This is a genomic window from Streptomyces sp. NPDC107522 (genome assembly GCF_055657525.1).
This window is the reverse complement of the sequence record NZ_JBVKAU010000003.1, coordinates 1-16390: the sequence shown is the minus strand read 5'-3', so window position 1 is coordinate 16390 and position 16390 is coordinate 1. Positions and strand designations below refer to the sequence as shown.

Genomic DNA, 16390 nt, shown 5'->3' with positions numbered 1-16390 from the left:
CACCCGCTCAGCGAACCCCCACCCCGGACGTGAGCCGCACGCCGGTGATGCCGACGAAGACGTCAAGGAGGGCAGCCGTGGCCGCCGCCAGTTCCCCCGATACGGCACCTGCCGCACCCGTCGCCAAGCGGGACCGTACGCACTATCTCTACATCGCCGTGATCATCGCGGTGGCTCTGGGTATCACTGTGGGCCTGGTCTCCCCCGACCTCGGCGTCGAGCTCAAGCCACTCGGCACCGGCTTCGTGAACCTGATCAAGATGATGATCTCGCCGATCATCTTCTGCACGATCGTGCTGGGCATCGGCTCGGTACGCAAGGCTGCCAAGGTCGGTGCCGTCGGCGGTATCGCGCTGGCCTACTTCACGGTCATGTCGCTGATGGCCCTGGGCATCGGTCTGGTCGTCGGCAACATCCTGGAGCCCGGCACGGGCCTGCAGATCACCGACTCCGTCAAGGACGCCGGGCACGAGCAGGTGGATGCCGAGGCGCTGCCGCCGGTCGAGTTCGCGCTCTCGATCATCCCGAAGACCCTTGTCTCCGCCTTCACCGAGGGCCAGGTCCTGCAGACCCTGCTGGTCGCCCTGCTCGCCGGTTTCGCCCTGCAGGCCATGGGCTCGGCCGGGCAGCCGATCCTGCGCGGCGTGGAGCACATCCAGAAGCTGGTCTTCCGCATCCTCGCCATGGTGATGTGGGCCGCCCCGGTCGGTGCCTTCGGTGCCATCGCCGCCGTCACCGGGTCCGCCGGTTTCGACGCGCTCAAGGAGCTGGCCATCCTGATGCTCGGCTTCTACGTCACCTGCTTCCTCTTCGTCTTCATCGTGCTCGGCGTGCTGCTGCGGATGGTGGCCGGCCTCAACATCCTCACGCTCTTCAGGTACCTGGGCCGTGAGTTCCTGCTGATCCTGTCGACCTCGTCCTCCGAGTCCGCGCTGCCGCGCCTCATCGCGAAGATGGAGCACATGGGCGTCAGCAAGCCGGTGGTCGGCATCACCGTCCCGACCGGCTACTCCTTCAACCTCGACGGCACCATGATCTACATGACCATGGCGTCCCTGTTCATCGCCGACGCCATGGGTACGCCGATGTCCATCGGTGAGCAGATCCCGCTGCTGCTGTTCCTGCTGGTGGCCTCGAAGGGCGCCGCCGGTGTCACCGGTGCGGGTCTGGCCACGCTGGCCGGTGGTCTGCAGTCCCACAAGCCCGCCCTGGTGGACGGCATCGGCCTCATCGTCGGCATCGACCGCTTCATGAGCGAGGCCCGCGCCCTGACGAACTTCGCGGGCAACGCCGTGGCCACGGTCCTGATCGGCACCTGGACCAAGGAGATCGACCGCGAGCGTGTCGACCAGGTGCTCGCCGGTCAGCTCCCGTTCGACGAGAAGACCCTCCTCGACGACGGCCACGGCGCCCCGGCCGCCGAGGTGCCGGAGCAGGGCGGAGAGAAGGAACTCGCAAAAGCCTGATCTCCGGCCCGGTCCGCCTCCCAGCTCCGGACGTCCGGCCCCGCCTGAACCGGGGCCGGACGTCCGGCCAGATGCTCCGGGCGGCTGAGATGCACCCCCGTCGCTCAGCCGCCCGGCCCCATCGCTCTCAGGCGTACGGCAACGGCCGTACGCCTGATGGCATTTCCGGGTTCGCGGGGTTCCCCGCCGCCACGGGGAGCCCCTCACCGAAATCCTTTGACCTGCCGCCCGGCGGGGCCCACGCTGGAGCCCCTGATGCAGACCGTCCCCCAGGAGGCGGGCATGGCGGAAGAGGCGTCAACCGGCTCGCGCGTTCAGGAGCCGGCACCGGTCCCACCGGCCCAGGAACCGTCCCCCGTCTCGCTGGAGCAAGTGAACGACCTGTTCCACGAGTTCCTGATGGCGGTCGCCCGCGCACCGCGCAAGGACCAGGAGGACGGCCGTAACCTCAGCGCACGGCTGATGGCCCACCTCGGCTCCACCCCGACCGACCGGCCCGTGGTCAAGGCGGCGTACGCACCGTACGACCTGCCCAACGTCCATCTCGCCCTTGAGCGCTGGTTCGCCGCCGACGCCACCCGCTCCCACGAGCTGATCGGCCTGCGCGGCGGCCGGCACCACGGCGACCTCACCCTCGGCGACATCCTCGACGCGGCCGACCGCTACGAGCGGTTCGTGATCGGCGCCGTCGACTACGCCCATCTCCCGGTCGCGCCGGACACCGAACTGGCCTGCGTCTCCTGCGGGTTCTACCTCGGCCGCGAGGGCGACGAACGGTTCGCGGTGCTGCTGCGCGGACCGCAGGACGAGTACGGGCGCAACAAGGTCGAGGTCGAAGTCCTCGCGCGGGACAAGGAGTTCGGGGACCGTCTGCTCGCCGAGCTCGACACCCTCGTACGCGAACACAACGTCTTCCGCGGACAGGTCCTCTCCTTCGAGGGCTCGGAGTTCGGGCACGGCCTCGGCCCCTTCCGCTTCCACCGCCGCCCCGCCCTCACCCGCGACGACATCGTGCTCCCCCCGGGCCTCCTCGAACGCCTGGAGCGCCAGGTCGTGGGCGTGGCCCGGCGTCGCGAGCAGTTGCGCGCGGCGGGCCAGCACCTGCGCCGCGGACTGCTGCTGTACGGCCCACCCGGCACCGGCAAGACCCACACGATCCGCTATCTGCTCTCCCATCTCCCGCAGTTCACGGTGGTGATCCTGGCCGGCACCAGCATCTCGGCGATCGGACCCGCCTGCGCCCTGGCCCGTATGCTCCAGCCGGCGCTCGTCGTCCTGGAGGACTGCGATCTGATCGCCGAGGCCCGGGACTACGGCGGCGGCGACCAGCCCCTGCTCTTCCAGGTCCTGAACGAGATGGACGGCCTCGACGACGACGCCGACGTCGCCTTCCTGCTCACCACCAACCGTGCCGACCTGCTGGAGCCGGCCCTGGCGCAGCGCCCCGGCCGGGTCGACCTCGCCGTCGAGATCCCTCTCCCGGACGCCGGCGGCCGCGCCCGCCTCCTCGACCTCTACGGCGCCGGACTCGGTCTCGGCAAGGACATCACGGACGAGGTGGTGACCCGCACGGGGGGCACGACGGCGTCCTTCACCAAGGAGCTGGTACGGCGCTCAGTGCTGATCGCGGCCGAGCGCGAGTCGCCCCGCACGGAGCCGGACGACGTCCGCGCCGCCCTCGACGAACTCCTCTCCGACCACGACCGCCTCACCCGCCGTCTGCTGGGCGTGCGGGGCGAGGACGATCCCCCGGACGACGACGGAGACAGCGACAAGGATGTGCTGGGATCGCCACGTCGATAACCGCCCACAGCGGCAGGATGAATGTTTCTGACGCTGCAACAACCCCACAAAGTGCGGAAATCCTCTCTCCATCAAACGCCGGCATGGGGCAGCGACCTGCTCTCGCCTGCCGCTGAGACGGATTTTGATTCACGCTCTGATTATTCTTTTCTCCTCTTCTGAGACAGATTTCTGCATCCCAGAATCGGTCCGAAGGTTTCGGGCCGACAGGCGTACAAAAAGGGGAAGTGGAAATGTTCTGGGGTTCTTCCGGGAGGAGCGAGTCCGGGTTGTGGACTCGGTTGGTTCGGCGCGGAGCCGGAATGGGCGCGGGGGTCGCCTCCGTCGTGATGGCTGCGGCGGGGCCGTGCGCCGGCTTGCCGGTGGAGCCGGTGGGCGGGCATGTGCGGGCGTCCTCTGCTGGGCAGGCCCCGGTGGCCGCGGGCATGTCGGCGCAGCCCGGTGCGGGACAGGCGGAGCCGTCGGCACTGCCGTCGCCGTCCCAGGTGCCGGTGACGGTCGAACAGCCGCCGGGTGTCAGTGGGTATGTGCCGGTGGAGTACCTGCTTCCGTTGATCGGTCTTTTCCTGATCGCTTTTGCTGCTTCGCGTCCTGGTGGTCGAGAGGCGGTCAAGGCCTTGCTGGAGGTGCTTCGCGGGTCGGGCGGCGGAGGGACGCCGCCGCAGACGCCCTGATGGGTGCAGTGGGTGGCCGCAGACCCTGGTGTCTGTGGCCACCCCACTGTGTTTCCTGTGCCGTCCGGGAACCGGGCGCTTCGTCAGATGTTGGTGTATAGGCTGCGCGTGGGTGGCTGGGGCGCCTCGGTGCAAGGGACGAGTTCGGGGGGCGATGCTGTGGAGACGTCACAGGATCACGGGCCGGGCAAGGATGTCGAGCTCAAGAGGGCGGGGCGGCCGCCCGAGCTGGATGCCGCGGCACCGCAGGAGAGCCAGGAGCTGGCGCTGCTGCTGCGGGAGCTGGTGTTCGATCCGCTGAAGGCCCTCGGTCGCAACTTGCGGAACATCAGTTCTGCCCTGGGTGACGGCTACAGCACGGCGACCATGTCGAGGATCTCGCGGGCGCTCAAGGTCCCGAGCTTCACCGAGCTGGACCGGCTCCTGACCCTTGCTGAGCAGGTCATCGGCGCCGACTTCGGCATCGAGCAGCGCAGGACGGTGCAGACTGCTCATCTGCGGGCGCTGCAGACCGCCGACCCACCGCGGTATGAGCTCTTCCTGGCCGAACAGGCATGTCAGGCGTACGGGATGGAATGCGAGCAGGCCCGGGCCCGTGAACAACACCAGCGGCAGGAGCTGCTGCAGGCTCACCGCGAGCTGGACAGGGCACGCCGTCGGGAGGCGAGGGCACAGGCGGCGGAAGCCCGGATGCGTCAGCAACGTGACCAGGCCGTAGCACGCCTTGCCGCATCTCGCTCAGCTCTGGAGCAGGTGCGAGGGGAGGCGGTGCTGGACGTCGCGGCCCTGCAGAGACAAGTTCTGGTGCTGCGGCGGCGATTGGATGACGCGTCCACGGCCCGCCGACAGGCGGAGCAGGCCGAGGCCGGGGCGTTGCGCAGGTTGGCGGAGGCGCAGGAGAAGCTGCAGAACGAGGTCGCCGACAGGCAGGCGGTGGCCCAGGAGCTGGACGTGGTGACGGCGACACTGCAGCAGGTGCGGGCGGAGCGCGACCAACTGCGGCAGGCAGCAGCCGCGAACACGTCCGCGGCGTCCGTTCTCGCGGAGGCGGATACCACGGTCCGCAAGGCTGAGCGCGAGTTGTCCCAGGAGGAGATCCGAGTCGGTGCTGCGGTTCCTTCCGGCGGTGCAGGATCCGACGAACCCGATGATGCGGCCCGAGAAGAGCTGCTGGAGGCGGCATTGTTCGCCCCGGAAGGTGAACTGGCCGACCGGCTCGCCGATTTGAGCGACAACGGGGACGGCGAGGCCGTGGCTTTTGTGCTGACTGCCGCCGCCGCTCGTGCGGGAGCCGAGGTCGCCGCGCTGCTGCAGGCCCTGGGAGAGGCCGGTGACTTGCGGCACCGGGACCAGCTGCTGGCGCACACCGTCGAGCAGCCGGCCGAAGCCGTGGTGGAGCTGCTGCAGGTCCTTGAGGCCAACGAGGCCCTGACCGACATGGCGCTGTTGTTCGATGCCGCGGCCCTGGGCGATGTCGCCGGTCTGGCGCGCTGTCTTTTGCAGCAGGACCTGCGTGTGCACACGGCCCGGCTGCTGGATGCTGCCGTGCCCCGGCGGCCCGTCAAGGACATCGTCGGCCTGGTGCAGGCGCTCCAGGGCGACGGTCGGCGTGAGGAAGCCAACGGCCTCGTCCGTGACGCGGCCACGCGCCGCAGCCCCCGGGATGTGCTGGCGCTGCTCACCCAGCTGCAGGACCTGCCCGACGCATCGCTCCTGACCGAGGTAGCCGTCCGATCCACGGCGCGTCGCAAGCCGCAGGCGGTGGCCACGTTAAGTCGTGATCTCATCGACGCCGGCCAGGATGCCCTGGCTGCCGGGCTGCTGGAGCAGGCCGCGGCGCAGCCGGTCGCCGCGGTGGCCGAGGTCCTCGCCCTGCTTGCCGCCGACGCCGCAGACGACCGTGGGCTGGGCTGGATCGTGACCCACTGGCTGCAGCACCGGTCCCAGCATGCCTGGCAGCTGCTGGCCCATGTGGTCCCCCGTTCCTTGCCCGCGGTGGCCCGCACTCTGGAGGCTTTCGGTCACCTCGCCCCCACCGACGTCCTGGTACCGCTCGCCGGCCAGGTAGCGGATGCACTGCCGCCGCTCACACCCCAGTCCAGCGAGCCGGACGTCACCGGCGTCGACCTGCTGCTGCGCCGCGCCGCGGCACGCGGGCCGGCCTTTCTCGCCCAGCTCGCCGGCGCACTGGGACAACAACGACCGGACCTGATGGGAACTTTGATCAGGCATGCCCTGAGCACGCAGCCGGTTGCTGCCGTCCAAGCCGTGGAAGCCCTCCTGTGTGAGGACATCGACGAATCCGTCCTGACCGACCTGGAGGCCAGTCACGTCCGCGGCCTCGACAACGTCCTGATGCTGGCGAGAGAACTCGACGGGCGCGACCACCGTCGGCACGCTGCCCACCTGGTGCACCGCGTCGGCGCCCACGCGTCGTTCAGCGCTGGAGAGATCGCCGACGCGCTGTGCCATCAGCACCCTGGCTGGCTCGTACACGGTCTGCTGGACGGCGTAGCCACCCGACACGAACACCTCGTCGCCGAGCAGGCCCGAAAGCTGTACGACCGTGGACTGCACGCCTACGTGCAGCTGCTGTTGAGCACCGTGGCGGCCGCACCCGAGCGAGCTGTGGCCGCGGCTCACGCGCTGTGGAAAGCAGACCTGGCAGCCGATGCCGAGTGGCTGTGGACCCGCTACGCCGCAACATCCTCCGTCGACGCCGTAGGCCACGCCCTGTCCCAGGCTCCACCCGACTGCGTCGACGCCTTCGTCCGCAGCTCCCTGCAGACCGTCACCGGCCAGGAAGCAGCCCGGGTCGTCGACGCCCTGCTCGGTCGCGACAGTGCCCACCTGCGGCTGGCGGTCCTGTCCGAGGCGGGCAGGGCAACGCCTTCGTGGCGGGCCGCCTGCGCCGACGAGCTCGCCGCCCAGAAACGGACGCGGCAGGCGGCCTGGCTCAGGCAGGTGGTGAGTGCGCCCAAGGATGGCTCGGGATGGCCACCGCCGGAGACCGCAGTCGAGGCCGCCTCAGCGGCCGCCACTCTCTACCGCCTCGGTCGGGAAGATCTCGCCGATGCCGTGCTGGGACATGCGGTGGCGCCGGACTACGTCGTCGACGCAGGCGCTGGCGTCGTTGAGCTTCGCCTGCTCCAGCTCGTCGAACAGGTGCCGGAGGGCTGCCGGCAGCGTGTGCTGTCCGCCCTCACGGAACTGCCCGGCCTCGTCATCGGCACCTCGCCGCAATACCTGCGGGACATGCTTGGTTTCCTCAGCGACGCCCCAGCCCTGCGCGCCCGGTTACTCGCCCTTCCAGCCCGCCACCAGACCGATCACGTGGAGTCCCTGCTCGCGACGCTGGACCTACTGCCCGCAGACGACCCCGTGCGTCAGGAAATCCTCGAGGTCGGCACCAGCCTGTCCGACGTCCCGCAGCTCGCGGGCATCGTCCGCCGCATCCTCGCCGCACAGAGAACGGACACCGCACAACAACTGATCCGGCACGCCGTCCAGCGTCGCCCACTGGACGGCCTCGCCCCCTTGGTCCGTCTCGCCGTCACCCAGCGCCTCGCCACCCGCCAGGACATCCACGAACTGCTGCGGCGCGTCCACGGCGACTCGGAAGCTGTCCTCACCTGCATAGACGAAGCCTTTCGCCCCGAGTTCGATCCGCAGACGCCACTCACCGGCCACCGGCCGCTGATCCTCCCCCCGCACATTCACAGCGCCCTCCGGGAACACGCCATTGACGCATTCCCCCACCCGGCGCATGGCCTCGTGGTCGGGCCCTCCGCCTCAGTCCGCCTCACCCGCTGCATCCCCGTGGACGACGCGCCGGCCCTCCCGGTCGACGACGCCCCTGCCTCAATCTCACACGTGGCCCCTGTTGCCCCTGCTGTTGCGCTCGAGCCGAACACCCAGGCCAAAGCCGTCTACTACACCGCTCCGTCCACCCTCCCGTACCCCTCCCCGCTGTCCGTCGCCCGCGTCACCCCCGCCGCAGAGCGCTACCTCATCGTCGAAATCCAGCAGGACCCCGACTCGGGTCAGCTCGGCATTGCAGGAATCCGCTCCTTTCTCCTCCACGATGACGCCATCACCGAGGAGCCCGTTCGGGTCGCACCGAGAGATGGTGAACCACCCCCTTGGCGGGTCCGCAGCGAGCAAGAACGCCCTCCCCGCAAGGAGAAACGCCGACTCACACGCCCGTCACCCAAGGGAAGCGGACCGATGAGCTGAGAACGTGAAACCGCCGACGCGCGAGCGTGCGGAAACCACTGTTGCCCTGACGTCGGCGTCAAGGCTTACGTTCGTGGCATGCGAATCGGCGAGCTGGCCGCGCGGGCCGGGACCACGACGCGCACGTTGCGCTACTACGAGTCGCGGGGGCTGCTGCCCGCGCGGCGCAGCGGCAACGGGTATCGGACGTACGACGAGGGCGATCTGAAGCTGCTGCGGCAGATCAGGACGCTGCAGGACTTCGGGTTCGACCTGGAGGAGACCCGGCCGTTCGTGGAGTGTCTGCGGGCCGGGCACCCGGAGGGCGACTCGTGTCCCGCCTCGCTCGCGGTCTACCGGCGCAAGCTGGACGAGCTCGACGCGCTGATCGGCGAGTTGCAGGCCGTGCGGGCCAAGATCGGCCTGCGGCTGGCGATGGCCGAACAGGAGACTGTGCTGGCCGAAGGGGAACCACCGTTGTGCGAACTGGGAGGGCAGGAGCTGTGATCAGGGCAGCAGGCGTGGCCGAGGTGACGGACGCGGACTTCGAGGCGGAGGTGATCGGGGCGGAGCTGCCGGTGCTGGTGGAGTTCACCGCCGACTGGTGCCCGCCGTGCCGGCAGATGGGGCCGGTGCTCAGCGCCCTCGCCTCCGAGGAGGGGGAGCGGCTCAAGGTGGTGCAGCTGGACGTGGACACCAACCCGCTGACCACGAACGCCTACAAGGTGCTGTCCATGCCGACGTTCATGGTGTTCCGCGGCGGTGAGCCCGTGAAGTCGATGGTGGGGGCGCGGCCGAAGCGGCGGCTGCTGGAGGAGCTGTCCGACGTGCTGTGAACATCGTCCGGTCCCGCCGGAATACGAAAAAATCCCTCGAGCAATTGCGCTCGGGGGATTTCTTTGCGTATATTCAATGGTTCGCGACTTCAATCGGGTTGGGTCGCGGAGAAGTTCAGTGAGCACAGTATATCCGGGCGGGAGCGGAATTGTCAAACACCGAATTTCAAGACGGTGAAATGCGGCGTGAGCAGGAATTCATCGACGACCTGTACGCGCGCGTGGACGCGCTGCGCGGTGACACCGAGACCTCCGTCACGGACGCGCTCGCCCAGGGCAACACGCCCATGCAGGCGCGGCTGGAGCGGGACATCCTCGTCGCCGAGCGCTCGGGGCTGCTCGCCGCGCTGAACGCGGTGGACGGCTCGCTGTGCTTCGGCCGGATCGACCTCTCCTCGGGCGTCGCCCACCACATCGGCCGGATCGGTCTGCGCACCGACGACGCCGAGCGCACCCCGATCCTCATCGACTGGCGGGCCGACGTCGCCCGCCCCTTCTACCTGGCCACCGGCCACACCCCGATGGGGATCAGGCGCCGGCGGCACATCACCACCAGCGGCCGTACCGTCACGGCCCTGCACGACGAGATCCTCGACCTGGGCGACCAGGAGCGGACCGGCCACGAGGACCCCACCGGTGACGCGGTCCTGCTCGCGGCGCTGAACTCCGCGCGCACCGGCCGGATGAACGACATCGTGCAGACCATCCAGGCCGAGCAGGACGAGATCATCCGGGCCCCGCACCGCGGAGTGCTGGTGGTGGAGGGCGGCCCCGGCACCGGCAAGACGGCGGTCGCCCTGCACCGCGCCGCGTATCTCCTCTACGAGCACCGCGAACTCCTCGCCAAGCGCGCGGTCCTCATCGTCGGCCCCAACCCCGCCTTCCTCGGCTACATCGGCGAGGTCCTGCCCTCGCTGGGCGAGACCGGTGTGCTGCTGGCCACGGTCGGCGAGCTGTTCCCCGGCGTGCGGGCGACGGCGGCCGACAGCCGTGAGGCGGCCGCGGTGAAGGGGCGCGCCGGCATGGCGGACGTGCTCGCCGAGGTCGTACGCGACTGGCAGGCGCTGCCCGACCCGGTGATCGCGATCGAGCACGACCGCGAGATCCTGATGCTCGACGACGGCCTGGTGAAGGTGGCGCGCGAGAAGACCCGCGCCGCACGGCTGCCGCACAACGTCGCGCGCGAGCACTTCGAGGGCCACATCCTCAACACGCTCACCGAGCTGTACGCCGAGCGGGTCGGCACCGACCCGTACGACGGCACCAGCCTCCTCGACGCCGCCGACATCACCCAGATCCGCGACGAGCTCGCCGAGAACCCCGAGGTGTGGGCGGCCGTCGACCAGTTGTGGCCGCGTCTGACCCCGCAGCGCCTGGTCGCGGACTTCCTCGCCGATCCGGTCGGCTACCTTCCCGACGAGGACGTGGCCGCGATTCGCCGGCCGGTGACGCGGGAGTGGACCGTGGCGGACGTGCCGCTGCTCGACGAGGCGGCCGAACTGCTCGGCGTGGACGAGCGGGTGGCGCGGGCGCGGGCGGAGCGTGAGCGGGAGACGCAGGTCGCGTACGCGCAGGGCGTGCTGGACGTCTCGTACGCCTCGCGGACGTACGAGTTCGAGGACAAGGACGACGAGGACAGCGAGGTGCTGTCGGCGCACGACATCATCGACGCCGAACGCTTCGCCGAACGCCAGGAGGAGGACGACCACCGCAGCGCCGCCGAGCGGGCTGCGGCCGACCGGACCTGGGCGTTCGGGCACATCATCGTCGACGAGGCGCAGGAGCTGTCGCCGATGGCGTGGCGGCTGCTGATGCGCCGGTCGCCGACCCGTTCGATGACGCTGGTCGGTGACCCGGCGCAGACCGCGGAGGCGGCGGGCGTCGGCTCCTGGTCGGGGATCCTCTCCCCGTACGTCGAGGACCGCTGGGAGCACACCCGCCTGGGCGTCAACTACCGCACACCGGCCGAGATCATGGAGCTGGCGGCGGCGGTGGTGCGCGCCGAGAACCCCGACTTCGAGCCGCCGAGTTCGGTGCGCTCGACGGGGGTACGGCCGTGGATCCGCGCCACCGACGACCTGCCCGGTGCGGTGGCCAAGGCGGTGGAGGAACTGACGCCCGCGGAGGGGCGCCTCGCGGTCATCGCGCCACGTCATCTGCATCGCAGGCTGGCGGCGGCGCTGGACGGGGTGACGGCGGGGGCGGAGCCCGATCTCACGCAGACCGTGGTACTCCTCGACCCACGTCAGTCGAAGGGGCTGGAATTCGACTCGGTTCTGGTGGTGGAACCGGGGCTGTACGGCACGAGCGACCTGTACGTTGCCCTGACGCGGGCGACGCAACGGTTGGGGGTGCTGCACACGGGCCGCCTGCCGAGGGCGCTGGCCACCACCTGAACCGGTCTCGCCCCCGCCGCCCCTACCCGTCCCATCCCTGGGGGCTGCCGCCCCCAGACCCCCGCTTCGGCCCTGAAGGGGCCTCGTCCTCAAACGCCGGACGGGCTGAAAAACCAGCCCCTCCGGCGTTTGAGGAGCGGGGGTCCAGGGGGCGGAGCCCCCTGGCGGGGTCGAAGGGGCTCCGCCCCTGGGGGATGGGAATGGGTAGGGGCGGCGGGGGCGAAGAACCTAGGCCGGCCGGAGCCAGACGGTGGCCAACGGCGGCAGCGTCAGCCTGATGCTCGCCGCGCGGCCGTGCCACGGCTGGGCCTCTGGCTTGATCGGGTCGGGGTTCGTCACGTCGCTGCCGCCGTAGCGCGCGGCGTCCGTGTTCAGCGTTTCGTGCCACGCCGGGACATCATCCGGCACCCCCAGCCGGTACTCGTGCCGCACGACCGGCGACATGTTCGACACCGCCAGCAGCGGAGCGCCCTCCGCGTCGAAGCGGAGGAAGGCGAAGACGTTGTCGTCGGCCGCGTCCCCGACCACCCACTGGAAGCCGGACGGGTCGGTGTCCCGCTGCCAGAGGGCCGGGGTGTGCCGGTAGACCGTGTTGAGGTCGCGGACCAGGTCCCGCACCCCCCGGTGGTCCGGCTCCGCCCCGTACGCCGGGTCAAGGAGCCACCAGTCGGGGCCGTGCGCCTCGGACCACTCGGCGCCCTGTGCGAACTCCTGCCCCATGAAGAGGAGTTGTTTGCCGGGGTGGGCCCACATGAAGCCCAGGTACGCGCGGTGGTTGGCGCGCTGCTGCCACCAGTCGCCCGGCATCTTCGACACCAGCGACCGCTTGCCGTGGACGACCTCGTCGTGGGAGATGGGCAGGACGTAGTTCTCGCTGTAGGCGTACACCATCGAGAACGTCATCTCGTTGTGGTGGTACTTGCGGTGCACCGGCTCCTTGGACATGTACTCCAGCGAGTCGTGCATCCAGCCCATGTTCCACTTCAGGCCGAAGCCCAAGCCGCCGAAGCCACCGGGGCCCGACACGTGCGTCGGGCGCGTCACGCCGTCCCAGGCCGTCGACTCCTCCGCGATCGTCACGACCCCCGGCACCCGCCGGTACACCGTCGCGTTCATCTCCTGCAGGAACGCCACCGCGTCAAGGTTCTCCCGCCCGCCGTGCTCGTTCGGCACCCACTGGCCCGGCTCACGCGAGTAGTCCAGGTAGAGCATGGAGGCGACGGCGTCCACCCGCAGCCCGTCGATGTGGAACTCCTCGCACCAGTACGTGGCGTTGGCGACGAGGAAGTTGCGCACCTCCCGCCGCCCGAAGTCGAACTCCAGGGTCCCCCAGTCGGGGTGCGCGGACTTCAGCGGATCCTCGTGCTCGTACAGCGGGCGCCCGTCGAACTCGGCCAGCGCCCAGTCGTCGCGCGGGAAGTGCGCCGGCACCCAGTCCATCAGCACGCCGATCCCGGCCTGGTGCAGGGCGTCGACGAGGTACTTGAAGTCGTCGGGGGTGCCGAGGCGGGCCGTGGGCGCGTAGAAGCCGGTGACCTGGTAGCCCCAGGAGCCGCCGAAGGGGTGCTCGGCGACCGGCATCAGCTCGACGTGGGTGAAGCCCAGGTCCTTGACGTAGGCGGGGAGCTGCTCGGCGAGTTGACGGTAAGTCAGTCCCGGGCGCCAGGAGGGGAGGTGGACCTCGTACACCGAGAACGGCGCCTCGTGCGTCGGCACCGTCCCGCGCCGCTCAAGCCATGCCGCGTCGCCCCACTCGTGCTGCGAGGCGTGCACGACGGACGACGTGTTCGGCGGCGCCTCGGTCCGGCGGGCCAGCGGGTCCGCGCGCAGCGTCTTGGAACCGTCCGGCCGCGTGATCTCGAACTTGTACAGCTCGCCCTCACCGATGCCGGGCACGAACAGCTCCCAGACGCCGGAGCCGCCGAGCGAGCGCATCGGATAACCCGTGCCGTCCCAGTAGTTGAAGGTGCCGGCCAGGGACACACCGCGCGCGTTCGGCGCCCACACCGTGAAGCGGGTGCCGGTCACGCCCTGGTGCGTCATCGGCTCGGCGCCGAGCGCCCGCCACAGCTGCTCGTGCCGTCCCTCACCGATCAGATGCAGGTCGAGCTCGCCCAGTGCGGGCAGGAAACGGTACGCGTCCTCGGTCTCCTGGACCGTCCCGTCGTAGGCGATGAGGAGCCGGTAGTCCGACGGCACGTCCCGCAGCGGCAACAGGCCTGAGAAGAACCCCTCCCCGTCGTCGTGCAGCTCGGCCCGCAGGCTGCCCGCGACGACGGTCACCGACAGGGCGTACGGCCGGAAGGCCCGGAAGGCGACACCGCCGGGCACCGGATGCGCGCCGAGGACGGAGTGCGGGTCGTGGTGGGTGCCGCTGAGGAGACGGTCGCGGTCGCCGGCGTCGAGAGCGGGGGAGACGGCCGCCTCGGCCACCTCGACGGGCGCCAGGGGTTCGGAGGGCCTCGGAGTGGCTTTCCCGGGAACCGCCTTCTGCGCGGGAATCTTCTTGGGCGTCGTCTTCTGCGCCGGGATCTTCTTCGCCGCGGCCTTCTTCGGGGCGGTGCTCTTCGATGCCGTGCTCTTCGATGCAGCGGTCTTCGATGTCGTCGTCTTCGCGGTCGCCTTCTTGGCCACGGCCTTCTTCGCGGCGGCTTTCTTGGTGGTGGTCTTCTTGGCGGCGGCCTTCTTCGCCGGGGCTTTCTTAGCCGGCGCCTTCTTGGCGGCCGTCTTCTTCGCCGCGGCCTTCTTCGTCGTCCCCTTCTTCACGGCCTCCACGGCCTTCTCGGCGGCTTTCGCCGTCTTCGTCGTCGCCTTTTTCGCGACGCTCGTCGTCGCGGCCTTCTCCTCGGTCGTGTCCACGACCGGCTTCTCGGCCGTCTTCTTCGGATCCGAACCGCTGGAGGGAGTGGTGCGGGGGGTCACGGGCGGGGCCTCCTCGGCGAAGGTGGGGATGCGGGTGCGGGGGTGGAGGGGGACGGGGAAGGTGACGGTGACGGGATCGGGGTGCCGGAGTCCGCGGCGAGACGGCGTATCGCGGACAGCGGTACCGGGAGCCAGTCGGGGCGGTGGCGGGCCTCGTAGACGACCTCGTAGATCGCCTTGTCGGTCTCGTACGCGCGCAGCAGCACCGGATCGGTCCGCGGATCGACGCCGCCGACCTCCGCGTATCCGGAGCAGTACGCGGCCCGGCAGGTCTCGGCCCAGCCCGGTATCGGCGGGTCGGCCGAGTGGGCCGCGTAGTCGAAGGAGCGCAGCATCCCCGCCACGTCCCGCACCGGCGGCTGCGGCATCCGCCGCTCGGCCAGCGGCTTCGACGGCTCGCCCTCGAAGTCGATCAGCCACCACTGACCGGCGGGCGAGCGCAGGCACTGCCCGAGATGCAGGTCGCCGTGGATGCGCTGGGCGGTCCACGTGCAGCCCTCGCCGGCCAGGTCGGCCAGCGCCTCGAAGGCGGAGCGCAGACCGGGGGCGTACGGCCGCAGCGCGGGCACCGCCTGGGCGGCCGCGTCCAGCCGCTCGACCATGCCGTCGACCAGCTGCTGCACCTGCACGTGCCCCAGAGTCACCGTCGGCAGCGTACGGGCCAGCGCCGTGTGCACCTCGGCGGTGGCGCGCCCGAGCGCCCGTGCCGCGGCGCCGAAGTCCTCGCCCTTGGCCAGTTCACGCAGCGCCAGCTCCCAGCCGTCCGCCGCGCCCTGCACGAAGGGCTGGAGCACGCCGAGGACGTACGAGTCGCCGGAGAGCTCCGCCCTGATCCACGCCGTCGGCGCGGGCACCCGGTCGCAGCCCTCGCGGGCCAGCGCCAGCGGGAGCTCCAGGTCGGGGTTGACGCCGGGGACGACCCGGCGCAACAGCTTCAGGATGAACGTATCGCCGTAGACGACCGACGAGTTCGACTGCTCGGAGGTGACCAGGCGCGGCACCAGGCCGGACCGGATCTCCTGGCTCGCGTCCCGTTCGAAGCGCAGCCCGCCGATCCGGGCCCCGGCGCGCAGTGCTTCCAGAAGCAGCTCGGCGGGGCGCAGGTCGTACAGGGCGTCGTACACGGTGCGTCCGGCGAGCGGGCCCTCGGCCACGTGTCCGATCAGCGCGGGCGCCAGCCGGGGCGGCAGCGCCTCGCGCTCTCCTATGAGCAGCTGGTAGCAGTCCGCGGGCTGTTCCGGGGCGCCCGGCACCGGTACGAGGGGCTGATGGGCGCGCACCAGCAGGTGGTACAGGCCCAGCTTGCCGCCGGGTGGCAGCAGCTCGGTGGCCGCCACCAGCGAGAAGCCCGTGACGGGACGCCCCTTGCCCGCGAACCACCGTTGCCGCGGCAGCCACTCCCGCAGAAGTGGGTCCAGCGACGCGAGGAGACCGGGAGAGGTCCTGAAAGTACGGGTGACGGCTTCCGACATGGCGTCGCGTCCTTTCCCCGGGCCGGTCGGGGTGTTACTGATGCGTGCCCCGGGCGGGGCGGGAGAAACCGCCCCGCCGGGCTCTCAGGCGGCGTCCTTGCGCAGCCGGAACCAGTAGAAGCCGTGGCCCCCGAGGGTCAGCAAGTACGGGAGCTCACCGATGGCCGGGAATCGCACCCCGCCGAACAGTTCGACGGGATGCCGCCGGTTGAACCTCCGCAGATCCAGTTCCGTCGGCTGTGCGAACCGGGAGAAGTTGTTCACGCACAGGACGAGATCGTCCTCGTATTCGCGCAGGAAGGCGATCACGGCCGGGTTCGACGACTGGAGTTCGGTGTACGTGCCGAGTCCGAAGGCCGGGTTCTGCTTGCGGATCTCGATCATGCGGCGGGTCCAGTGCAGCAGCGAGGACGGCGAGGACATCGACGCCTCGACGTTCGTCACCTGGTAGCCGTAGACCGGGTCCATGATCGTCGGCAGGAACAGTCGGCCCGGGTCGCTCGACGAGAAACCGGCGTTGCGGTCCGGGGTCCACTGCATCGGCGTGCGGACGGCGTCGCGGTCGCCGAGCCAGATGTTGTCGCCCATGCCGATCTCGTCGCCGTA

The 16390-nt window shown here is 70.3% G+C and carries 10 protein-coding genes; 7 read left to right on the top strand and 3 right to left on the bottom strand.

Annotated features, from left to right (window positions below; all coding sequences use genetic code 11):
* Positions 1-47: 47 nt before the first annotated feature.
* The 7 genes from ACZ7L6_RS10090 (at position 48) to ACZ7L6_RS10060 (ending at position 11390) form a co-directional block, all read left to right on the top strand.
* Positions 48-1466 carry a cation:dicarboxylate symporter family transporter gene (locus tag ACZ7L6_RS10090; RefSeq protein ID WP_471923345.1) on the top strand — a complete coding sequence of 473 codons (1419 nt, stop codon included), beginning with the start codon at positions 48-50 and terminating at the stop codon, positions 1464-1466.
* A 255-nt stretch (positions 1467-1721) separates the two neighbouring features.
* A complete protein-coding gene (locus ACZ7L6_RS10085; protein ID WP_471921863.1) occupies positions 1722-3269 on the top strand; it encodes an AAA family ATPase in 1548 nt (515 codons plus the stop codon).
* A gap of 302 nt (positions 3270-3571) precedes the next feature.
* Positions 3572-3943: a hypothetical protein gene (locus ACZ7L6_RS10080; RefSeq protein WP_471921862.1), complete on the top strand. Its 372-nt coding sequence runs from the start codon at positions 3572-3574 to the stop codon at positions 3941-3943.
* Between the two features lie 12 nt (positions 3944-3955).
* Complete coding sequence (locus ACZ7L6_RS10075; protein WP_471921860.1) at positions 3956-8179, top strand: coiled-coil domain-containing protein; 4224 nt, start codon at positions 3956-3958, stop codon at positions 8177-8179.
* 78 nt (positions 8180-8257) lie between these two features.
* Positions 8258-8665, top strand: coding sequence for a MerR family transcriptional regulator (locus ACZ7L6_RS10070; protein WP_471921858.1), 408 nt, complete (start codon positions 8258-8260; stop codon positions 8663-8665).
* Between the two features lie 14 nt (positions 8666-8679).
* The gene (locus tag ACZ7L6_RS10065) at positions 8680-8994 is read left to right on the top strand and encodes a thioredoxin family protein (RefSeq protein ID WP_471923343.1); all 315 of its coding nucleotides are present in this window, start codon (positions 8680-8682) and stop codon (positions 8992-8994) included.
* A 179-nt stretch (positions 8995-9173) separates the two neighbouring features.
* The gene (locus ACZ7L6_RS10060) at positions 9174-11390 is read left to right on the top strand and encodes a HelD family protein (protein ID WP_471921856.1); all 2217 of its coding nucleotides are present in this window, start codon (positions 9174-9176) and stop codon (positions 11388-11390) included.
* Positions 11391-11618: 228 nt separating this feature from the next.
* Here ACZ7L6_RS10060 and glgB read toward each other — a convergent pair whose 3' ends face one another.
* The 3 genes from glgB to ACZ7L6_RS10045 all read right to left on the bottom strand — a co-directional run.
* On the bottom strand, positions 11619-14312 hold the full coding sequence (gene glgB, locus ACZ7L6_RS10055; protein ID WP_471921854.1) for a 1,4-alpha-glucan branching enzyme: 2694 nt from the start codon (positions 14310-14312) through the stop codon (positions 11619-11621).
* Positions 14309-15784, bottom strand: coding sequence for a maltokinase N-terminal cap-like domain-containing protein (locus ACZ7L6_RS10050; protein WP_471921852.1), 1476 nt, complete (start codon positions 15782-15784; stop codon positions 14309-14311). Before ACZ7L6_RS10050 ends, glgB begins: the two co-directional genes overlap by 4 nt.
* An 84-nt stretch (positions 15785-15868) precedes the next feature.
* Positions 15869-16390: alpha-glucosidase C-terminal domain-containing protein (locus ACZ7L6_RS10045; protein ID WP_471921850.1), on the bottom strand; the 522-nt coding region annotated here is incomplete at its 5' end.